Origin of the sequence: Nonomuraea sp. CA-141351 (assembly GCF_050944675.1) — a bacterium.
Lineage (GTDB): Bacteria > Actinomycetota > Actinomycetes > Streptosporangiales > Streptosporangiaceae > Nonomuraea.
The window spans coordinates 358,862-374,930 of record NZ_CP191982.1 but is presented as its reverse complement, the minus strand read 5'-3'; the positions used below and the strand labels follow the sequence as shown (position 1 = coordinate 374,930).

At 70.6% G+C, this 16,069-nt stretch carries 17 protein-coding genes and 1 riboswitch; of the genes, 12 read left to right on the top strand and 5 right to left on the bottom strand.

Annotated features, from left to right (window positions below):
* The first annotated feature begins 179 nt into the window (after window positions 1-179).
* A riboswitch (cyclic di-AMP (ydaO/yuaA leader) is annotated at window positions 180-322 on the top strand.
* 12 nt (window positions 323-334) lie between these two features.
* Entirely contained in the window at window positions 335-1,111 is a 777-nt protein-coding gene (locus ACQPWU_RS01910; protein ID WP_433436494.1) for a glycoside hydrolase family 25 protein, read from the top strand.
* A 57-nt stretch (window positions 1,112-1,168) separates the two neighbouring features.
* Here the strand turns inward: ACQPWU_RS01910 and ACQPWU_RS01905 are convergent, their stop codons facing one another.
* Together ACQPWU_RS01905 and ACQPWU_RS01900 are read right to left on the bottom strand one after the other, a co-directional pair.
* On the bottom strand, window positions 1,169-1,828 hold the full coding sequence (locus ACQPWU_RS01905) for a glycosyltransferase family 2 protein (protein ID WP_433436492.1): 660 nt from the start codon (window positions 1,826-1,828) through the stop codon (window positions 1,169-1,171).
* Window positions 1,825-2,796, bottom strand: coding sequence for an NAD-dependent epimerase/dehydratase family protein (locus ACQPWU_RS01900; RefSeq protein ID WP_433445138.1), 972 nt, complete (start codon window positions 2,794-2,796; stop codon window positions 1,825-1,827). The genes ACQPWU_RS01905 and ACQPWU_RS01900 overlap by 4 nt, the downstream gene beginning before the upstream one ends.
* A 138-nt stretch (window positions 2,797-2,934) precedes the next feature.
* Between ACQPWU_RS01900 and ACQPWU_RS01895 the strand changes: the two genes are divergently transcribed.
* From ACQPWU_RS01895 to ACQPWU_RS01880, 4 genes are all read left to right on the top strand, one after another.
* A complete protein-coding gene (locus tag ACQPWU_RS01895) occupies window positions 2,935-4,257 on the top strand; it encodes a glycosyltransferase 87 family protein (protein WP_433436490.1) in 1,323 nt (440 codons plus the stop codon).
* A gap of 90 nt (window positions 4,258-4,347) precedes the next feature.
* The gene (locus ACQPWU_RS01890; protein WP_433436488.1) at window positions 4,348-4,962 is read left to right on the top strand and encodes a TIGR04282 family arsenosugar biosynthesis glycosyltransferase; all 615 of its coding nucleotides are present in this window, start codon (window positions 4,348-4,350) and stop codon (window positions 4,960-4,962) included.
* Window positions 4,959-5,570, top strand: coding sequence for a class I SAM-dependent methyltransferase (locus ACQPWU_RS01885; protein ID WP_433436486.1), 612 nt, complete (start codon window positions 4,959-4,961; stop codon window positions 5,568-5,570). The genes ACQPWU_RS01890 and ACQPWU_RS01885 overlap by 4 nt, the downstream gene beginning before the upstream one ends.
* 57 nt (window positions 5,571-5,627) lie before the next feature.
* On the top strand, window positions 5,628-6,410 hold the full coding sequence (locus ACQPWU_RS01880; RefSeq protein ID WP_433436484.1) for a glycerophosphodiester phosphodiesterase: 783 nt from the start codon (window positions 5,628-5,630) through the stop codon (window positions 6,408-6,410).
* A 66-nt stretch (window positions 6,411-6,476) separates the two neighbouring features.
* On the opposite strand, the gene ACQPWU_RS01875 is transcribed toward ACQPWU_RS01880, so the two are convergent.
* A complete protein-coding gene (locus tag ACQPWU_RS01875; protein ID WP_433436482.1) occupies window positions 6,477-7,454 on the bottom strand; it encodes a helix-turn-helix transcriptional regulator in 978 nt (325 codons plus the stop codon).
* Window positions 7,455-7,535: 81 nt separating this feature from the next.
* Window positions 7,536-8,042 (bottom strand): sulfocyanin-like copper-binding protein, encoded by a 507-nt coding sequence (locus ACQPWU_RS01870; RefSeq protein WP_433436480.1) that lies wholly within the window; start codon window positions 8,040-8,042, stop codon window positions 7,536-7,538.
* A 250-nt stretch (window positions 8,043-8,292) separates the two neighbouring features.
* Between ACQPWU_RS01870 and ACQPWU_RS01865 the strand changes: the two genes are divergently transcribed.
* Together ACQPWU_RS01865 and ACQPWU_RS01860 are read left to right on the top strand one after the other, a co-directional pair.
* On the top strand, window positions 8,293-8,763 hold the full coding sequence (locus tag ACQPWU_RS01865) for a VOC family protein (protein WP_433436478.1): 471 nt from the start codon (window positions 8,293-8,295) through the stop codon (window positions 8,761-8,763).
* 124 nt (window positions 8,764-8,887) lie between these two features.
* Window positions 8,888-9,403 (top strand): DinB family protein, encoded by a 516-nt coding sequence (locus ACQPWU_RS01860; RefSeq protein ID WP_433436476.1) that lies wholly within the window; start codon window positions 8,888-8,890, stop codon window positions 9,401-9,403.
* A gap of 153 nt (window positions 9,404-9,556) precedes the next feature.
* On the opposite strand, the gene ACQPWU_RS01855 is transcribed toward ACQPWU_RS01860, so the two are convergent.
* Entirely contained in the window at window positions 9,557-10,702 is a 1,146-nt protein-coding gene (locus tag ACQPWU_RS01855) for an ROK family protein (RefSeq protein ID WP_433436474.1), read from the bottom strand.
* Between the two features lie 57 nt (window positions 10,703-10,759).
* Between ACQPWU_RS01855 and xylA the strand changes: the two genes are divergently transcribed.
* From xylA to ACQPWU_RS01830, 5 genes are all read left to right on the top strand, one after another.
* Window positions 10,760-11,911, top strand: coding sequence for a xylose isomerase (gene xylA, locus ACQPWU_RS01850; protein ID WP_433436472.1), 1,152 nt, complete (start codon window positions 10,760-10,762; stop codon window positions 11,909-11,911).
* A complete protein-coding gene (locus ACQPWU_RS01845; RefSeq protein WP_433436470.1) occupies window positions 11,908-12,651 on the top strand; it encodes a sugar phosphate isomerase/epimerase family protein in 744 nt (247 codons plus the stop codon). Before xylA ends, ACQPWU_RS01845 begins: the two co-directional genes overlap by 4 nt.
* On the top strand, window positions 12,648-13,748 hold the full coding sequence (locus ACQPWU_RS01840; RefSeq protein WP_433436468.1) for a Gfo/Idh/MocA family protein: 1,101 nt from the start codon (window positions 12,648-12,650) through the stop codon (window positions 13,746-13,748). Before ACQPWU_RS01845 ends, ACQPWU_RS01840 begins: the two co-directional genes overlap by 4 nt.
* Before the next feature lie 154 nt (window positions 13,749-13,902).
* Complete coding sequence (gene lysS, locus ACQPWU_RS01835; protein WP_433436466.1) at window positions 13,903-15,504, top strand: lysine--tRNA ligase; 1,602 nt, start codon at window positions 13,903-13,905, stop codon at window positions 15,502-15,504.
* Window positions 15,501-16,031, top strand: a complete 531-nt coding sequence (locus tag ACQPWU_RS01830) for an AAA family ATPase (RefSeq protein ID WP_433436464.1) — start codon at window positions 15,501-15,503, stop codon at window positions 16,029-16,031. Before lysS ends, ACQPWU_RS01830 begins: the two co-directional genes overlap by 4 nt.
* Window positions 16,032-16,069 lie beyond the last annotated feature (38 nt).

Here is a 16,069-nt window from a genome sequence, read left to right as displayed (position 1 = left end):
CACGGCACTTCAGCGCTATTCAGCGGCTGATATGCGGAAATCACATTTTGCCCTACTTGCACTATCTATGGGTAGATGTCTATCTTTTGCCTAATCAAGGCATAGATGGGACGACTTTCGCCGCATCGTTGCCGCTTCGTTGACCAGACCGTGCGCTGCCCTCAGAACTCTCCGGGGACAGCGTTCGGCCGCCGAATCCGCGCCCAGCGGAGCCGGGGACCCACCTCTTGGGGTGAATCGGACGCCAGCCCAGGCTGCGCTCGTAGGGCACTTCCAGGCCCGAACCCGTCAGCTAACCCGGTAGGCGGCATGGAAGCAAGGAGTCAATGCCGTCATGCCCAAGCCTCGGCTTGCCACAGTCGCCCACGCCCTCAAGCATCACTTCGATCCCCTCACCCAGCGCCTCAGCTTCGTCGTCGCCGGTGCGATCCTCGCCGGGACCGCCGCCGTCGCCAGCGTGGCCGGCATGGCGCTCGCATCCTCCACGGAGAACGGCCCGGAACACGCGGCTCAGCACGAGACCGGATCTCTCACCTACGGCCTGGACATCTCCAACTACGAGCCCCAGTACGACTGGAACGCCAGCACGGCCAAGTTCGGCATCATCAAGGCCACGGAAGGCACGAGCTACCGCGACGCCTCCTTCGCCAGGCACTGGCTCCAGCTGGGCAAGAAGGGGATCGTGCGCGGGGCCTACCACTACGGCCACCCCGGCAACGACCCCGTCGCGGAGGCCGAGCACTTCCTGTCCGTGGTGAACTCCCAGCCCGCCAAGCCCGGCGACCTGCTGGTCCTTGACCTGGAGACCACGGACGGCAAGTCCGTCACCGAGGTCAACGCCTGGGCCAAGACGTGGCTGTCGTACGTGAAGGACAAGACCGGGATCACCCCGATGTTCTACAGCGGCTGGAACTTCGCCAACACCTACGGCAGGGGCCTGGCCGAGTACCCACTGTGGGTCGCCCACTACAGCAAGGCCAAGGGAGCGATCACCCCACCCGCCGACTGGAAGTCCTGGACCATCCACCAGTACACCGAAACCCCCATCGACCAGAACGTCTCCGCACTGACCGCCGACCAACTGCGCAGCCTGGGCCGCCGCGCCGCCTGAGCAAGCAAGGCGCGAACGGCCGGCGCCCGCGTCCGTCCACGCCTACCTGTGGCTGCGTCACCTCATGTGTTCGGCCATGACCCGCCGCATGTCGGAGGCGGCCCGCAGGGTGCCCCGGACGGTGCCGGTGACCTTGGAACGGCCCGCTCGACGCAGGTAGTCCACCTCCACCTCCGCGATCCGCCAGCCGGAGGCGGCCGCGCGCAGCACCATTTCGAGCGGGTAGCCGAACCGGCGGTCGTTCAGCCCGAGCGCCAGCAGCCGGGACCGTCCGGCGGCCCGCATGGGCCCGAGGTCGTGCAGCGGCGCCCCGGTGCGGCGACGCAGGCCGCGGGCGATGACGGCGTTGCCGAGCCGGGCGTGCCAGGGCCAGGCGCCTGCCTCGCACGGCCGGCGGGCGCCGAGCACCAGGTCGGCGTGGCCGCCTATGACGGGTTCTGCGACTCTCGGGAGCTGGCGGGGGTCGAGGGAGGCGTCGGCGTCCATGAAGCAGACCACCTCCGCGCTCGCGGCCAGCAGCCCCGCATGGCAGGCGGCACCGAAGCCGCGGCGCGGCTCGTGCACCACACGGGCGCCGAGGTCGCGGGCGACCTCGGCGGAGCGGTCGGTGGAACCGTTGTCGACCACCAGGGCACGGTAGCCCTCGGGCATGCGACCGAGCACCCAGCCGAGCGCGGCCTCCTCGTTCAGGCAGGGCAGGATCACCTCGACGGTCATGACCACGCGAACTCCTTCATGCCCGCCTCGAACCCGATCTCGGCGTGGAAGCCGAGCTCGCGGCCTGCCCGCTCGGGAGAGGCGACGATGTGGCGGACGTCCCCGAGCCGGTAGCCGCCGGTGATCCGCGGGGCCGGCCCGCCCCGCTCGGCGGCCAGTGCGGCGGCCATCTCGCCGACGGTGTGCGGGGTGCCGCTGGCGATGTTGTAGGCGCGCGGCTCGCCGGGATGCGCGGGCGCGAGGGCGGCCGCCAGGTTCGCCCGGGCGACGTCGCGTACGTGCACGAAGTCGCGGAGCTGGCCGCCGTCTTCGAAGACCTTCGGCGGCCGTCCCGCCTCCAGCTCGGAACGGAAGATCGCGGCGACTCCGGCGTAGGGGGTGTCGCGGGGCATACGCGGGCCGTAGACGTTGTGGTACCGGAGTGCGACGACGCTGCCGCCGGTCTCCCTTGCCCAGTTGGCGGCCAGGTGCTCCTGGGCGAGCTTGCTGGTGGCGTAGGCGTTGCGCGGATCGAGCGGCGCGTCCTCGGCGATGGTGACGCAGCGGACCGGTATGCCGCAGTCAGGGCAGGCCGGGTCGAACCGGCCCCGCTCCAGGTCCCGTCTCGTGCGCGGGCCCGGGCGCACCCGGCCGTGCCCGGGGCACTCGTAGGAGCCCTCGCCGTAGACCACCATCGAGGAGGCCAGCACCAGCCGCTCGACCCGATGGCGCGCCATGGCCGCCAGCAGCACGGCCGTGCCGTACATGTTGATCGAGGCGTAGTCCGGCAGGTCGGAGACGTCCACGCCGAGACCGACCTTGGCGGCCTGGTGCACCACGAGGTCCACGCCCGGCAGCAGCCGATCCAGCACCGCAACGTCGCGCACGTCGGCACCGGTGCGCAGGTCGAGGCCGACGACCTCGTGCCCCTCGGCCTCGAGTGCCTCGACCACGTGACCACCGATGAATCCGGCCGAGCCGGTGACCATCACTCTCACCTGGCCGACGTTAGCCCCGCCTCGCGGCCGGTCTGTAGCGACGTTCGCACTTCGTAAGGGTTCTTATGGAGTGCGAACGTCTGGCTCTCCAGCGGCCACGAACCGCCTCCGGGATGTGAGGCTGCCGCCGTGAAGCTCATCGTCGTGCTCGTGGGCCTGGCCTTCGTTCTGGTGCGGACGGTGGCCGGGGCGCCCGGTCTGGGCTGGTACCTGCTCGCCTGGGCGCTGTTCGCCGTGGCGGTGTGGCTGGCGCGGCAGGCGCCGGACAGGCGGCTGGCCGTGCTGGTCGTCGTCGGCGGCATCGTGATGGTCACGACCGGGCTGTCGGCGCCGCCGAGCAGCAGCACCGACTCCTTCCGGTACGCCTGGGACGGCCGGGTCCAGGCCGCCGGCATCTCCCCGTACGACCATCCGCCGGCCGACCCGGCGCTCGCCGGGCTGCGCGACGCCTGGCTCTTCCCCTCCGGGTGCGAGGCCCGCGGCCTGTGGCCGCTCCCGGACGGAGGGTGCACCAGGATCAACCGCCCCACCGTGCCCACCATCTACCCGCCGGTCGCCCAGGGCTACTTCCTCCTGGTTCACTGGCTCTCGCCGGACGGCTCCCGGCACAAGGTCCTGCAGCTCGGCGGCTGGGTGATGGCCGTCGTCGCGTTGCTCGCACTGTGCAGGTGGAACGTCAGGACGGCCACCTACTGGGCGTGGTGCCCCGCCGTCCCCATCGAGGCCGTGAACAACGCGCACGTCGACATGCTCGCCGTGCTGCTGGTCGTGCTCGCCATGCGCGCCGCACGCGCCCGCGGGGCGCTGCTCGGCGCGGCCGTGGCGGCCAAGTTACTGCCCGCCGCGACGCTGCCCGGCGCGCTGTCGGGAGTCCTGGCGAACGGGGTGGACTGGCGGCGCCTCCTCAAGATCCTTGTGCCCGCCACCCTGGTCGTGGCGCTCGCCTACCTGCCCTACGCGCTGGTCTCACAGGCGTCCGTCGTGGGTTACCTGCCGGGCTACCTGCAGGAGGAGCGCTACGAGAGCCCTGCCGACGGCAACCGCTACGCCCTCGTACGGCTGGTGATGCCGGACTCCTGGGCGCCCTGGGCCGTGATCGTGCTGCTCGTCCTGGTCGCTCTCTACGTCCTGCGGTACGGCGAGCCCGAACGCCCGTGGCACGGCGCGCTCATCGTCAGCGGGTCGCTGCTGCTGCTCTTCACGCCGGGCTACTCCTGGTACGCGCTGCTGGTCGTCGCACTGGCCGCGATGGACGGCCGGTGGGAGTGGCTGGGGGTGGCCCTGGCGGGCGGGGTCGCCTATGTCGCGGGCCCGATGGCGCGCGACAGCCCCGCGACCGTTTTCTACGCCGCGGCGGCGCTGGCCGTGCTGGTCGGCTGGGCCGTACGCCGGCGATCCAACACAGGACCGGCAGCCCTTGGATCCTCCCGCTCGACCACGGCCTCAACTTAGCCCTCGACCTGGGCAGGATCACGTACGTCGCACTCGTCTGTCTCCGTCTCGTAAGGACCACGCATGTCGCCAAGTTGTACGGCGCAAATAATGATCATCGCCAAGGAACCTGTGGCCGGGCGGGTCAAGACCCGGCTGACCCCGCCGTTCAGGCCGGAGCAGGCCGCCGCGCTCGCCGAGGCCGCCCTCCGCGACAGCCTGCGCGCCGTGTCCGACACGCCTGCCAGCCAGCGGCTGCTCGCCCTGGACGGGCTGCCGGGCAGCTGGCTGCCCGCCGGATTCGCGGTCATCCCCCAGCGCGGCTCGGGCCTGGACGAGCGCCTCGCGGCGGCTTTCTCGGACGCCTACCGGCTCCGGCCGGACCCCGTCGTACTGATCGGCATGGACACCCCGCAGGTGACTCCCACCCTGCTCGGCGAGGCGGTCGATGCGCTGGAGCGTAACGACGCGGTCTACGGCCCGGCGGCCGACGGCGGCTTCTGGCTGCTCGGCCTGCGCCGGCCGGACCCCGCGCTGCTGCTGGGCGTGCCGATGTCGCATCCGGAGACCGGCAAGCTCCAGCTCGACCGGCTGGACCGGGCGGGCCTGGCCGTCCATCTGCTGCCCGAACTGATCGACGTCGACACCGCGGCCGACGCCGCCACCGTGGCCGCCCAGGCACCAGGCTCTCACTTCGCCGCCACGCTGCGGGAGCTGGGCCGATGATGGGGCAGCTCTACGCCGACGCGCTCGGCGGAGCGATCGCCGAGCTCGAGTACGTGGACGGCAGGCGCGTCGCGCTGGAGGCCGCGCGCTGGTTCGACCTGATCGACGGCGACGAGGCGCTGCTGGAGCGGTGCGCCAGCCCGACGCTCGACATCGGCTCCGGACCCGGCCGGCTCACGGTCGCGCTGACCCGCCGCGGCGTGCGAGCGCTCGGCATCGACATCACGCCTCGCGCCGTCGCCCTGACCCGCAGGGCGGGCGGCTTCGCCCTGCTCCGGGACGTCTTCGACGAGGTGCCGGGCAGCGGCCAGTGGACGACGGCGCTGCTGGCCGACGGCAACATCGGCATAGGCGGCCATCCGGAAGCGCTGCTGCGCCGGGTCAGGCAACTGGTCCGGCCGGGCGGCACCGTCCTGGCCGAGGTCGCGCCGCCCGACACGAAGAGCCGGGTGGACCGGGTACGGCTGCGCCGCGGCTCGCTCGTCGGGGACTGGTTCGGCTGGGCGACCGTGTCGATGAGCGACATCCAGCGCCTTGCCTACGCCGCCGGGTTTCCAGAGGTGGAGCGCTGGACGGCACACGGCCGCTGGCTGGCGCGCCTGAGCTAGGCGCGTCGCACCGGCTATGGCAGAGTTCGGGGACAACAAGATCGAAAGGTGTGAGCCTTGTCAGTCTCCCTCGCCGCATTGATGCTGGCCTCGTTACTCGCCTCTCCCTCCGCCGCCCTGCCCGCGTGCCCGCAGATCTTCGGGCACGGCGGCTATCCCACCGGCGCGAACGCCTGGGAGAGGGACCAGGTGCGTCAGCCCAACAATCCGACAGCCATCCGTCGCTACCAGGGCTGGGGCGCCTCAGGCGTCGAGGCCGATCTGCAGCTCACCAAGGACGGCACCAAGGCCGTCATGTGGCACAACACCTCTACATGGGGACTGACGGGCGTCAAGAAGAACATCACCGACATCTGGTGGGCAGCGGGTGACACCGCGCTCAAGGGGCGGACCATCAACCGCGGCCTGTTCCAGGGCGAGACCGTCTACACCTTCCGTGAGTGGCTGGCCGCGATGAAGTCCGCCGGCATGGTCGGGCTGGTCGAGATCAAGCCGGAGGCCCGGCAGTCGCTGCTCAGCTCCAACGCCACGATCAAGTCGCGGGCCTGGGCCGAGGTGCTCGACCCCGTCAGGGAGAACTACCAGTCGCAGGAGATCATCCTGTACTCCCACGACAGCGCACTGACCGCCGAGCTCAAGAACCGGGTGAGCGCCGCGGGCATGACAAAGGTGCTGAGTGGCGGGCCCATCTGGCCGGAGGTCACCAAGTGGGAGGAGCCGCCTCCCTCGTGGACTCTGAACGAGAACGCGTGGAAGGCGGCGCTCGAGAGCGGCGCCAAGCGGGTGGCCACCGACTACACACCCCAGTTCAGCGCCTGGCTCAAGGGCAAGTGCCAGTGACCATGCTTCCGGCGGAAGATGGTCTGCTCGTGGTGCGCACCGGTTTCTCCGCACCAGCAAGCGGGGCTACCCCGTTTCAGCTGAGTCGTGACTTTCGCCCGCCGCCAGCAGCCGCTGCCCGAGGTCGCGTGCGGCCTGCTGGACTTCGGGGCACCTGACGATCCGGTACGGCGCCGGGATCGCGGCGAGTTGCTCGGCGTACCACACCGGGTTGCTGGTGCTGCCGACCAGCCGGGAGGTCTTGGCATCGAGCGGCTGGAGCCGTCCTAGCGCGCGGGGAAGGCAACGGGCCACGGTGTCGGCAGGGGCGTCGATGACGACCTCGACGTCGTACTCCCATCCGACGGCGAGATGCTCCTCCAGCGTGGCGACCGGGTCGAGGTCGGCGGGTGGGCTGAAGGTGTCGTCGAGCACCTCCACTTCGCGGACGCGGTCGATCCGGTATGCCCGGCGGGCGTCGGCGGGATGGGACCGGCACAGCAGGTACCACCGGCCGTGACGTACGACGACGGCCCACGGGTCGACCTCGATGACCGACTCCGACCCGGCCTCGGAGCGGTAGCCGAGGCGCACCTGCCGGTGGTTCGAGCAGGCCTGCACGAGGGCGCTCGTGGTGGCGGGGTCGGGCCGGGCGGCGGCGCGGTCGGGGGCGGGCGCCGTGGTCCGGCGTACGGCCTCGACCTGGACGGCCACCGGCTCCGGGAGCGCCCGTACGATCTTGCCGAGCGCGCTGCCGACCGGGCCGGTGGGATCGCTCGCGTCGTGGTGGCCGTCGAGCACGGCCATGACCAGGCCGAGTGCCTCGGCGGCGCTGAACATCAAGGGCGGAGGCCGCAGGCCGCGCCCGATGCGGTAGCCGCCGTAGGGTCCGCGGAGGGACTCGATCGGGATGCCGGCCTCGCGGAGGATCTCGACGTACCGCCGGGCGGCCCGCTCCGAAACGCCTAGCTTGCCGGCGAGGCGGTCCGCGGTGATGCCCGGGCTGCCCTGGACCAGTTCGAGGGCCAGCAGCGCCCGTGCGGTGGGGCTCGTGTCGGGCTTCACAACATCCCCGCAATCCGGAAGCAGAACGTCCGGAACGGAACCTAACACGCGGAGCCTGCCCGGGGACCCCGAGAGTCGTACTCACTTGGTGACGTCGAATGCCGTGTGCATCCCCGAGGCGTAATGCCCGGGAAAGTTGCACACCAGTTCGTACCGTCCAGGGTGCAGCTTCAGCGTCACCCAGCCCGTGGAGCCCGGCGCGATGCCCGCACCCTTACCCTCTCCGCAGTTACGCGACGCCTCGCCGAGGCTGCCCGTCTCGCTCACGCGAGCATCGGATCCCACCTGCCGCTTCCCGATGACCTGTCCTTTCGCGAGCGGCAGTACGACGAGTTCGTGGGCCACTGTGCCCGTGTTGGACGTACGGAACGACACGGCGCCCGCCGGGACCTCGGCCGGGGTCACCGTCACGCGCATCGGCCCTGCCGTCGTGTCGGTCAGCTTCACGTCCACTACCTTGCCCGGCAGCGGCGGAGGGGTGCACTGCTGGGCCGCGTGTGCCGTGGCCGCTGGTGTGCCGGCGACCAGCGCGGCCGTCAACGCGGCCGTCGCGGTCCCCGTGAACCACACGTCGTGGAGCCCCATCATCCTCACCCCCGAGGGCACGAGTGCCGCGGGCGCGCGCGGTCGCGCTCGACCGGCGAGCGTCCCCTCTTCCAGACTACGAGCAGGACGGTCACCCCTTCTCATTCCGCGGCGAGGCCCGATGAGAGCTGCGTGGTGGATGCCGGGGACCGTACGCAGCGTCAGAAAAAAAGAAAAAACCGATGTCTGGTCTGTCGATCCGGCCCGGGCGAGGTCGACGCGTTGGTGAGAGAACTCACCGGAAGGAAACGCCATGCAGAAGATCACCACGTACCTCTGGTTCGACAACCAGGCCGAGGAGGCCGCCACGTTCTACACCTCGCTCTTCAAGGACTCGCGCGTCCTGGACGTCCAGCGCTACGGCGAGGGCGGGCCCGGCCCCGCCGGTACGGCGATGGTCGTGACGTTCGAGCTGGCCGGGCAGCGGTTCATCGCGCTGAACGGCGGCCCGGAGTTCAAGTTCACCGAGGCCATCTCGCTCTACGTCGACTGCGACTCGCAGGAGGAGGTCGACGAGCTGTGGGCGAAGCTCACCGAGGGCGGGGAGGAGTCGCAGTGCGGCTGGCTGAAGGACAAGTACGGCCTGTCCTGGCAGATCATCCCGCGCCGGCTCCAGGAGTTGCTCACCGACCCCGACCCGGCCAGGGCTCAGCGGGCCATGAAGGCCATGCTCGGCATGCAGAAGATCGAGCTCCAGGGTCTGGTGGACGCGGCCAACGGTTAGAGGCGGGGTAGCGCGCTGGGGCGGGCCGTCCTGGTCCGCCCAGCGCACCCGTACCTGCCGGTCCATCGGGGCCCCGCGGAAAATGCGGTGCGGTGCCGCCGCCCCTGAAGTAGCGTCGGCGCCCATGACCCTCCCCCGCGTACGCCCTCCCCTCGTGGCAGACGAACGTACCCAGCTCGTCGGCTGGCTCGACATGCAGCGCGCGATTGTCCAGTGGAAATGCGAGGGCCTGTCGGAGGAGGACGCCCACCGGCCGGTCCTGCCGACCTCGCCGCTCATGACGGTCGCGGGCCTCGTCTCTCACATGCGCTGGACCGAGCACTGCTGGTTCGAGGTGCTCTTCCTGGGCCGCCATCAGGACGAGAACCCGCAGTTCGACGAGACTGTGGAGGACGCCGACATGAAGGTCGACGGCGTCCCGCTGGCGCGGCTCCTCGACGAGTACGAGCGCCAGTGCCAGATCTCGAACGAGATCATTGCCGCCCACTCGCTGGACGACGTGGGCAAACACCCTGACTTCCGCTCCGGGTCCGCCTCCCTGCGCTGGATGCTGATCCACATGGTCGAGGAGACGGCCAGGCACGCCGGCCACCTGGACACGATCAGGGAGCTGCTCGACGGCGCCAAGGGCTACTACTGACCAGGCTCCCCGGCTCCCTGCGTTCCTCGGCCACCCGCCGCACTTCGGTGCGGTCCCTTGAGGAGGAGGGGATGGGACGTCGGTGCGGTTCCTTTAGGGCAAGCAGTGGGGCTTCGGTGCGGTCCCTTTAGGGCGAGTAGCCGTACGGCGGGGCTAGAGACCGAGCACCTGGGCGGGCTCGGCGATGACCTGCTGGATGATCAACCCCGCCGCGCCCAGCACGGCCGCGTCCGGGCCGATCTCCGACACCACGAGGGCGGGCGGCGTGCCGCGCATCTGCCCCAGCCTGGCCCCCAACCCCTCCGACACCGGCCCTTCGAGCCAGGGGAACAGCGGCGCGTAGATACCGCCCAGCACGATCCTGCCGGGGTCGAGGAGGTGGACAGCCGAGGTGAGCGCCACGCCGAGGGCGTGCCCGGCCCGCTCGCACGCCTCCAGCGCCCGCCGGTCGCCCGACTCCAGCCGCGCGACCAGCGAGGTGACCGAGGACAGCGCGCCGAGCAGGGCGTCCTGGCCGGCGTACACCTCCAGGCAGCCCCGCCCGCCGCACCGGCACGCCGGCCCGTCGGGCACGATGACGACGTGGCCCAGCTCGCCCGCCAGCCCGAACGTCCCCCTGAACACCGTCCCGCCCACCACGAGCCCGGCCCCGATGCCGATCTCGCCGGACACGTAGAGGAAGTCCGGCGCCCGCGAGCCGAACCACAGCTCGCCGAGCGCCGCCAGGTTCGCCTCGTTGTCGATCGCGAACGGCAGATCGACCAGGTCCGGCACGCGTACGTCCCGCCAGCCGAGGTGCGGCGCGTTACGCAGGACCTCGCCCTCGACCGTGCCGGGCACGGCCAGTGCCGCGCCGATGATCCGCAGCCCGCTCTGCTCGGCCTCGGCCGTCGTCTCCTTCACGAGGTCGCGCAGGCTCTCCAGGATCTCCACGGGGTCGGAGTTGCGGTTGTCGGCCCGCCGCGTACGGCGCAGCCGCACGGCCCGGGTGAGATCGACGACGCACGCGGCCAGATAGTCGATGTTGATCTCCAGCCCCAGCGTGGCCACCCGGTGCCCGCTCAGGCTCACCGCCACCCCCGGCCGCCCGCGCTCCCCGCCCCGCACGGCCCCGCTCTCGGTCACCACCCCCGCCTCCAGGAGGTCGGAGACCAGGCTGGACACGGTGGTCTTGGTCAGCCCCGTCATCTCAGCGAGCGCCGCCCTGGTGTGAGGTCCTGATCGGTGGATGGCACCCAGTACTACGGCCAGGTTACGGGCGCGCATGGAATCATGCCTGACCCCCCTTGACGCCACCATGCCCACCTCCTCAGGATTATGTACAGATTATGGACTAATCCTGAGGAGCGCATCCGAATGTCCGCATTCACCCCGACCCCTGACGACCGCTTCACCTTCGGCCTGTGGACGGTCGGCTGGCAGGCGCGCGACCCGTTCGGCGACGCCTCCCGCCCCGCTCTCGACCCGGTGGAGACCGTGCACCGCCTGGCCGAGCTGGGTGCCCACGGCGTCAGCTTCCACGACGACGACCTGCTCGCCGTCGAGCCCGACCGGGACAAAGCCATCGCCGCCTTCAGGAAGGCCCTGGACGAGACCGGCATGAAGGTCCCCGCGGCCACCACGAACCTGTTCACCCACCCGGTGTTCAAGGACGGCGCCTTCACCAGCAACGACCGCGACGTGCGCCGCTACGCCCTGCGCAAGGTCATGCGCAACCTCGACCTGGCCGCCTCGCTCGGCGCGAGGACGTACGTGTGCTGGGGCGGGCGCGAGGGCGCCGAGTCCGACGCCGCCAAGGACGTCAAGGCCGCGATGGACCGCTACAAGGAGGCCCTGGACCTCCTCTGCCAGTACGTCATCGACCAGGGCTACGACATCCGCTTCGCCATCGAGCCCAAGCCGAACGAGCCCCGCGGCGACATCCTCCTGCCCACGATCGGCCACGCCCTGGCCCTGATCAACGAGCTGGAGCGCCCCGAGATGGTGGGCGTCAACCCCGAGGTCGGCCATGAGCAGATGGCCGGGCTCAACTTCGTGCACGGCATCGCCCAGGCCCTGTGGCACGGCAAGCTCTTCCACATCGACCTCAACGGCCAGCACGGCCCGAAGTACGACCAGGACCTGATCTTCGGACACGGCGATCTGAAGAGCGCGTTCTTCCTGGTGGACCTGCTGGAGTCCGACGGTTACGACGGCCCGCTCGTCTTCGACTACAAGCCGCTGCGTACCGATGACCCCGAGGACGTGTGGGACTCGGCCGCGGCGAACATGCGCACCTACCTGATCCTCAAGGAGAAGTCGCGCGTCTTCCGCGCCGACCCCGAGGTGCAGGAGGCCCTGCGCGCCTCCCGCGTGGACGAGCTGGCGCAGCCTACGCTGGCGCCGGGCGAGACCTGGGCCGACCTGGCCAAGGACGACTTCGACCCGGAGGTGGCGGCCGCGCGCGGCTTCCACTTCACCCGGCTCAACCAGCTCGCACTCGAGCACCTCCTGGGGGTACGCGGATGACGAAACCCATCAGTGTCCAGCTCTACACCGTCAGGGACGCGCTGGCGGCCGACCGCGACACGGTGCTGAGCCAGATCGCGGAGATCGGCTACCGGGCCGTGGAGCCCTACGATCCCACGACCGATCCCAAGGGCTTCCGCGAGGTGATCGACGACCTCGGGTTGAGCGTGTCGAGCACGCACGCGTACGCGCTGCTGAGCAAGGAGCCCACCGAGGTCTTCGACGCCATCGCCACGATCGGCACCGACCTGGTGATCCTCCCTGGCGGCATCGCGCACGAGGAGTTCACCACGCGCGACGGCCTCTCGCGCACGGCCGACCTGCTGAACGGCCTGGCCGAGCAGGCGGCCCGGCACGGGATGCGGATCGGTTACCACAACCACTGGTGGGAGATCGAGCCGGAGATCGACGGCCGGCACGCCCTCGAGGCGCTGGCCGACCTGCTCGCCCCCGAGGTGTTCCTGGAGATCGACACGTACTGGGCAGCCGTGGGCGGCGCCGATGTGCCCGCCCTGCTCGGCCGCCTGGCCGAGCGCACACTGGCGCTGCACGTCAAGGACGGGCCGGTGGTCAAGGGCGAGCCGCACACCGCGGTGGGCAGGGGCGTCATGCCCGTGCCCGAGATCCTCGCCGCCGCCCCCGAGTCCTGGCGCATCGTCGAGCTCGACGAGTGCGCGACCGACGTCTTCGCCGCTCTCGCGGACAGCCACGCCTATCTCACCTCCCTGGAGAGCTCTTGAGCAACGGCCCCGTCGGCGTCGCCCTGGTCGGCGCCGGAAACATCAGTGGCCAGTACCTTCGCAACCTCACAGCCTTCCCCGACGTACGAGTGCTCGGCGTCGCGGACATCGACACCGAGCGGGCCGCCGCGGTCGCCGGCGAGTACGGCGTGCCCGTGTCGGGTGCCCTCGCCACCGTCCTGGAGGTGCCGGAGGTCGAGATCGTCGTCAACCTCACCATCCCGACCGCGCACGCCGCCGTCGCGCTGGAGTCCCTGCGCGCCGGCAAGCATGTGTACGGTGAGAAGCCGCTGGCCACGGACGTGGACCAGGCGACCAAGATCGTGGACGAGGCCGCCAACCTGGGCCTGCGGGTGGGCGGCGCGCCCGACACCTTCTTAGGGGCAGGGCTCCAGTCGGCCCTGCACGCCCTGCGTTCCGGCCTCATCGGCGAGCCGGTCGCCGTCACGGCGGCCACGCAGAGCCTCGGCCCGGAGTCCTGGCATCCCAACCCCGAGTTCTTCTACCAGCCGGGCGGCGGCCCGCTCTTCGACCTGGGCCCGTACTACCTGACCGCCCTGGTGTCGCTGCTCGGCCCCGTCGCCCGGGTGGCGGCCGGGACGCGCAGGGCACGCCTGCACCGCGTCGTCGGCTCAGGGCCCAAGGAGGGCAAGGTCTTCCCCGTGGACGTCCCGACGCATGTCAACGCGTTGCTGGACTTCCCGGGGGCGGCCACCGCCTCTGCCACCTTCAGTTTCGACTCGCCGATCAACCGGCGGGCCATCGAGATCATCGGCTCCGAGGGCGCCCTTTCGCTCCCCGACCCCAACACCTTCGAGGGGCCACTGCTGGCCCGAGGGCTGCATGACACGGACTGGCGTGAGCTGCCGGTCTCCGGCACCACGGCCGGGCGCGGCATCGGCGTGCTCGACCTGGCCAGGTCGCTCCGGTCGGGCGCGCCGCACCGCGCCTCGGGCGAGCTGGCGTTCCATGTGCTGGAGCTCATGTCCGCCATCTCGGAGTCGGGCGAACGCTCGGAGTTCCAGCCCATCACGTCCACCACCACAGCGCCGGAGCCGCTCCCGGCGGACTGGGACCCGTACGCGTCGACTCTTTGACCCGATCCGCGGCGCCCGCCGCCCATGGCGCCGGGCGCCGCACCATGACCTCCACCACGACGGTTGCACGCCTCCCGCCCTCAGTCGCGGGGCGCGACGGACGCAACCAGGTAACACGTTGGCTTGCGCAGCACCGAGCCGCGAGAATGGCACGATGGTGGAGAGTGGCGAGACCGACTGGGTCTCCAGGTTCGCGGACGAGGTCATCTCCGAGGCGGAGCGACGCGCGCCCGGCAAACCGGTCGTGTGCGCCTCGGGCCTGAGCCCGTCGGGCCCGATCCACCTGGGCAACCTGCGCGAGGTCATGACCCCTCACCTGGTCGCCGACGAGATCCGGCGGCGCGGCGTCGAGTGCGTGCACCTGCTGTCCTGGGACGACTACGACCGTTTCCGCAGGGTGCCCGCGGGCGTCGACCCCTCCTGGGCCGAGCACATCGGCAAGCCGCTGACCTCGGTCCCCGCGCCTCCGGGCAGCACGCACGCCAACTGGGCCGAGCACTTCAAGGCGCCCATGATCGCGGCGCTGGAGGAGCTGGGCGTCGAATACCTGGGCATCAGCCAGACGGAGCAGTACACGAAAGGCACCTACCGCGAGCAGATCCTGCTGGCCGTGCGCGAGCGCGTCAGGATCGACGCCGTGCTGTCGCGCTACCGCTCGAAGCAGGTGGAGGAGTACTTCCCGTACAAGCCGTACTGCGACCTGTGCGAGCGTGACCTGACCCGGGTCACCGCCTACGACGACGCGACCACCGAGCTGGCCTACACCTGCGAGTGCGGCTTCGGCGAGACCGTGCGGCTGGCCGAACACGACCGCGGCAAGCTGGTGTGGAAGGTCGACTGGCCGATGCGCTGGGCCTACGAGGGCGTGGTGTTCGAGCCGTCCGGGGTCGATCACCACTCTCCCGGGTCGGCGTGGATCGTCGGCGGCCAGCTCGTGGGCGAGGTGTTCGGCGGGCAGCAGCCGATCGGCCCCATGTACGCGTTCGTCGGCATCACCGGCATGGCCAAGATGAGCAGCTCCAAGGGCGACGTGCCGATCCCCGCCGACGCCCTGGAGATCATGGAGGCGCCGGTGCTGCGCTGGCTGTACGCCCGCCGCAAGCCGGCCCAGTCCTTCAAGATCGCCTTCGACCAGGAGATCCAGCGGCTCTACGACGAGTGGGACGCCCTGGGCCGCAAGGTCGCGGAAGGCCGGGCCCAGCCCGCCGAGCTGGCCGCGTACAACCGGGCCGTGAGCACGGCCGCGGGCCCGCTCCCAGCGACCCCTCACCCGGTCCCCTACCGCACGCTGGCCTCCATCGCCGACATCACGACCGGCGATGCCGAGCAGACCGTGCGCATCCTGCGCGACCTCGACGCCATCGAGACGCTCGACGAGGCCCGCCCCCGCCTGGACAGGGCCCAGCGCTGGATCGACGGCCACGTGCCCGCCGACCAGCGCACGCGCGTGCGCGAGGAGCCCGACGAGGAGCTGCTCGACTCGCTCGGCCCCGCCGAGCGCGAGTCGCTGCGGCTGCTGGCCGACGGCCTGGACGACTGGTCGCTGGCAGGCCTGACCACACTGGTGTACGGCGTGCCGAAGCTCCAGGCCGGGCTGCCGGCGGACGCCGAGGCGTCGCCGGAGCTGAAGGCGGCGCAGCGGGCCTTCTTCGCCCTGCTCTACAAGCTCCTGGTCGGCCGCGACACCGGTCCGAGGCTCCCCACGCTGCTGCTGGCCGTGGGCGCCGACCGGGTGCGGAAACTCGTGGGAGTGTGAACGGCGTCGTCCTGATCACCGGCATCTCGGCCGCCGGCAAGTCCACCGTGGCGCAGGCCCTGGCCGAACGGCTGCCGCGCTCCGCCCACGTGCGCGGCGACACGTTCAGGCGCATGGTCGTCGGCGGCCGCGCCGAGATGACCCCCGAATCCACCGACGAGGCCGTCCGCCAGCTCAACCTGCGTTACCGGATAGCGGCCAACACGGCGGACATGTATTTTGACGCCGGATTCACGCCAATAGTCCAGGACGTCATTCTCGGCGAGGACTTGGAACGGTTTACGGCACTTATTCGCACCCGCCCTCTTCGTGTAATCGTCCTGGCGCCCGACCCGGATGAAGTCGATCATCGTGAGCGGGCCCGAGCCAAGATCGGATATGGCGGCGGATGGACGATTGCCCAGCTTGACGCGGTGCTCCGCAGGGAAACCCCGCGCATCGGCCTGTGGCTCGACACCACCCGGCAAACACCCCAGGAGACCGTTGACGAGATCATCAAGAGGGCCGCGGAAGCGAAGATCTTGTAAAAACAGACCAATGCAAGGAAGCGTCAAGTGACTTGCAT

Coding starts and splice junctions, on each gene's coding strand:
- ACQPWU_RS01855 (WP_433436474.1), bottom strand. CDS start 10,702: ATGGTGGCGTCAAGGGGGGTCAGGCATGATTCCATGCGCGCCCGTAAC.
- ACQPWU_RS01870 (WP_433436480.1), bottom strand. CDS start 8,042: ATGATGGGGCTCCACGACGTGTGGTTCACGGGGACCGCGACGGCCGCG.
- lysS (WP_433436466.1), top strand. CDS start 13,903: ATGGTGGAGAGTGGCGAGACCGACTGGGTCTCCAGGTTCGCGGACGAG.
- ACQPWU_RS01905 (WP_433436492.1), bottom strand. CDS start 1,828: ATGACCGTCGAGGTGATCCTGCCCTGCCTGAACGAGGAGGCCGCGCTC.
- ACQPWU_RS01845 (WP_433436470.1), top strand. CDS start 11,908: ATGACGAAACCCATCAGTGTCCAGCTCTACACCGTCAGGGACGCGCTG.
- ACQPWU_RS01865 (WP_433436478.1), top strand. CDS start 8,293: ATGCAGAAGATCACCACGTACCTCTGGTTCGACAACCAGGCCGAGGAG.
- ACQPWU_RS01860 (WP_433436476.1), top strand. CDS start 8,888: ATGACCCTCCCCCGCGTACGCCCTCCCCTCGTGGCAGACGAACGTACC.
- ACQPWU_RS01885 (WP_433436486.1), top strand. CDS start 4,959: ATGATGGGGCAGCTCTACGCCGACGCGCTCGGCGGAGCGATCGCCGAG.
- ACQPWU_RS01900 (WP_433445138.1), bottom strand. CDS start 2,796: ATGGTCACCGGCTCGGCCGGATTCATCGGTGGTCACGTGGTCGAGGCA.
- xylA (WP_433436472.1), top strand. CDS start 10,760: ATGTCCGCATTCACCCCGACCCCTGACGACCGCTTCACCTTCGGCCTG.
- ACQPWU_RS01890 (WP_433436488.1), top strand. CDS start 4,348: ATGATCATCGCCAAGGAACCTGTGGCCGGGCGGGTCAAGACCCGGCTG.
- ACQPWU_RS01910 (WP_433436494.1), top strand. CDS start 335: ATGCCCAAGCCTCGGCTTGCCACAGTCGCCCACGCCCTCAAGCATCAC.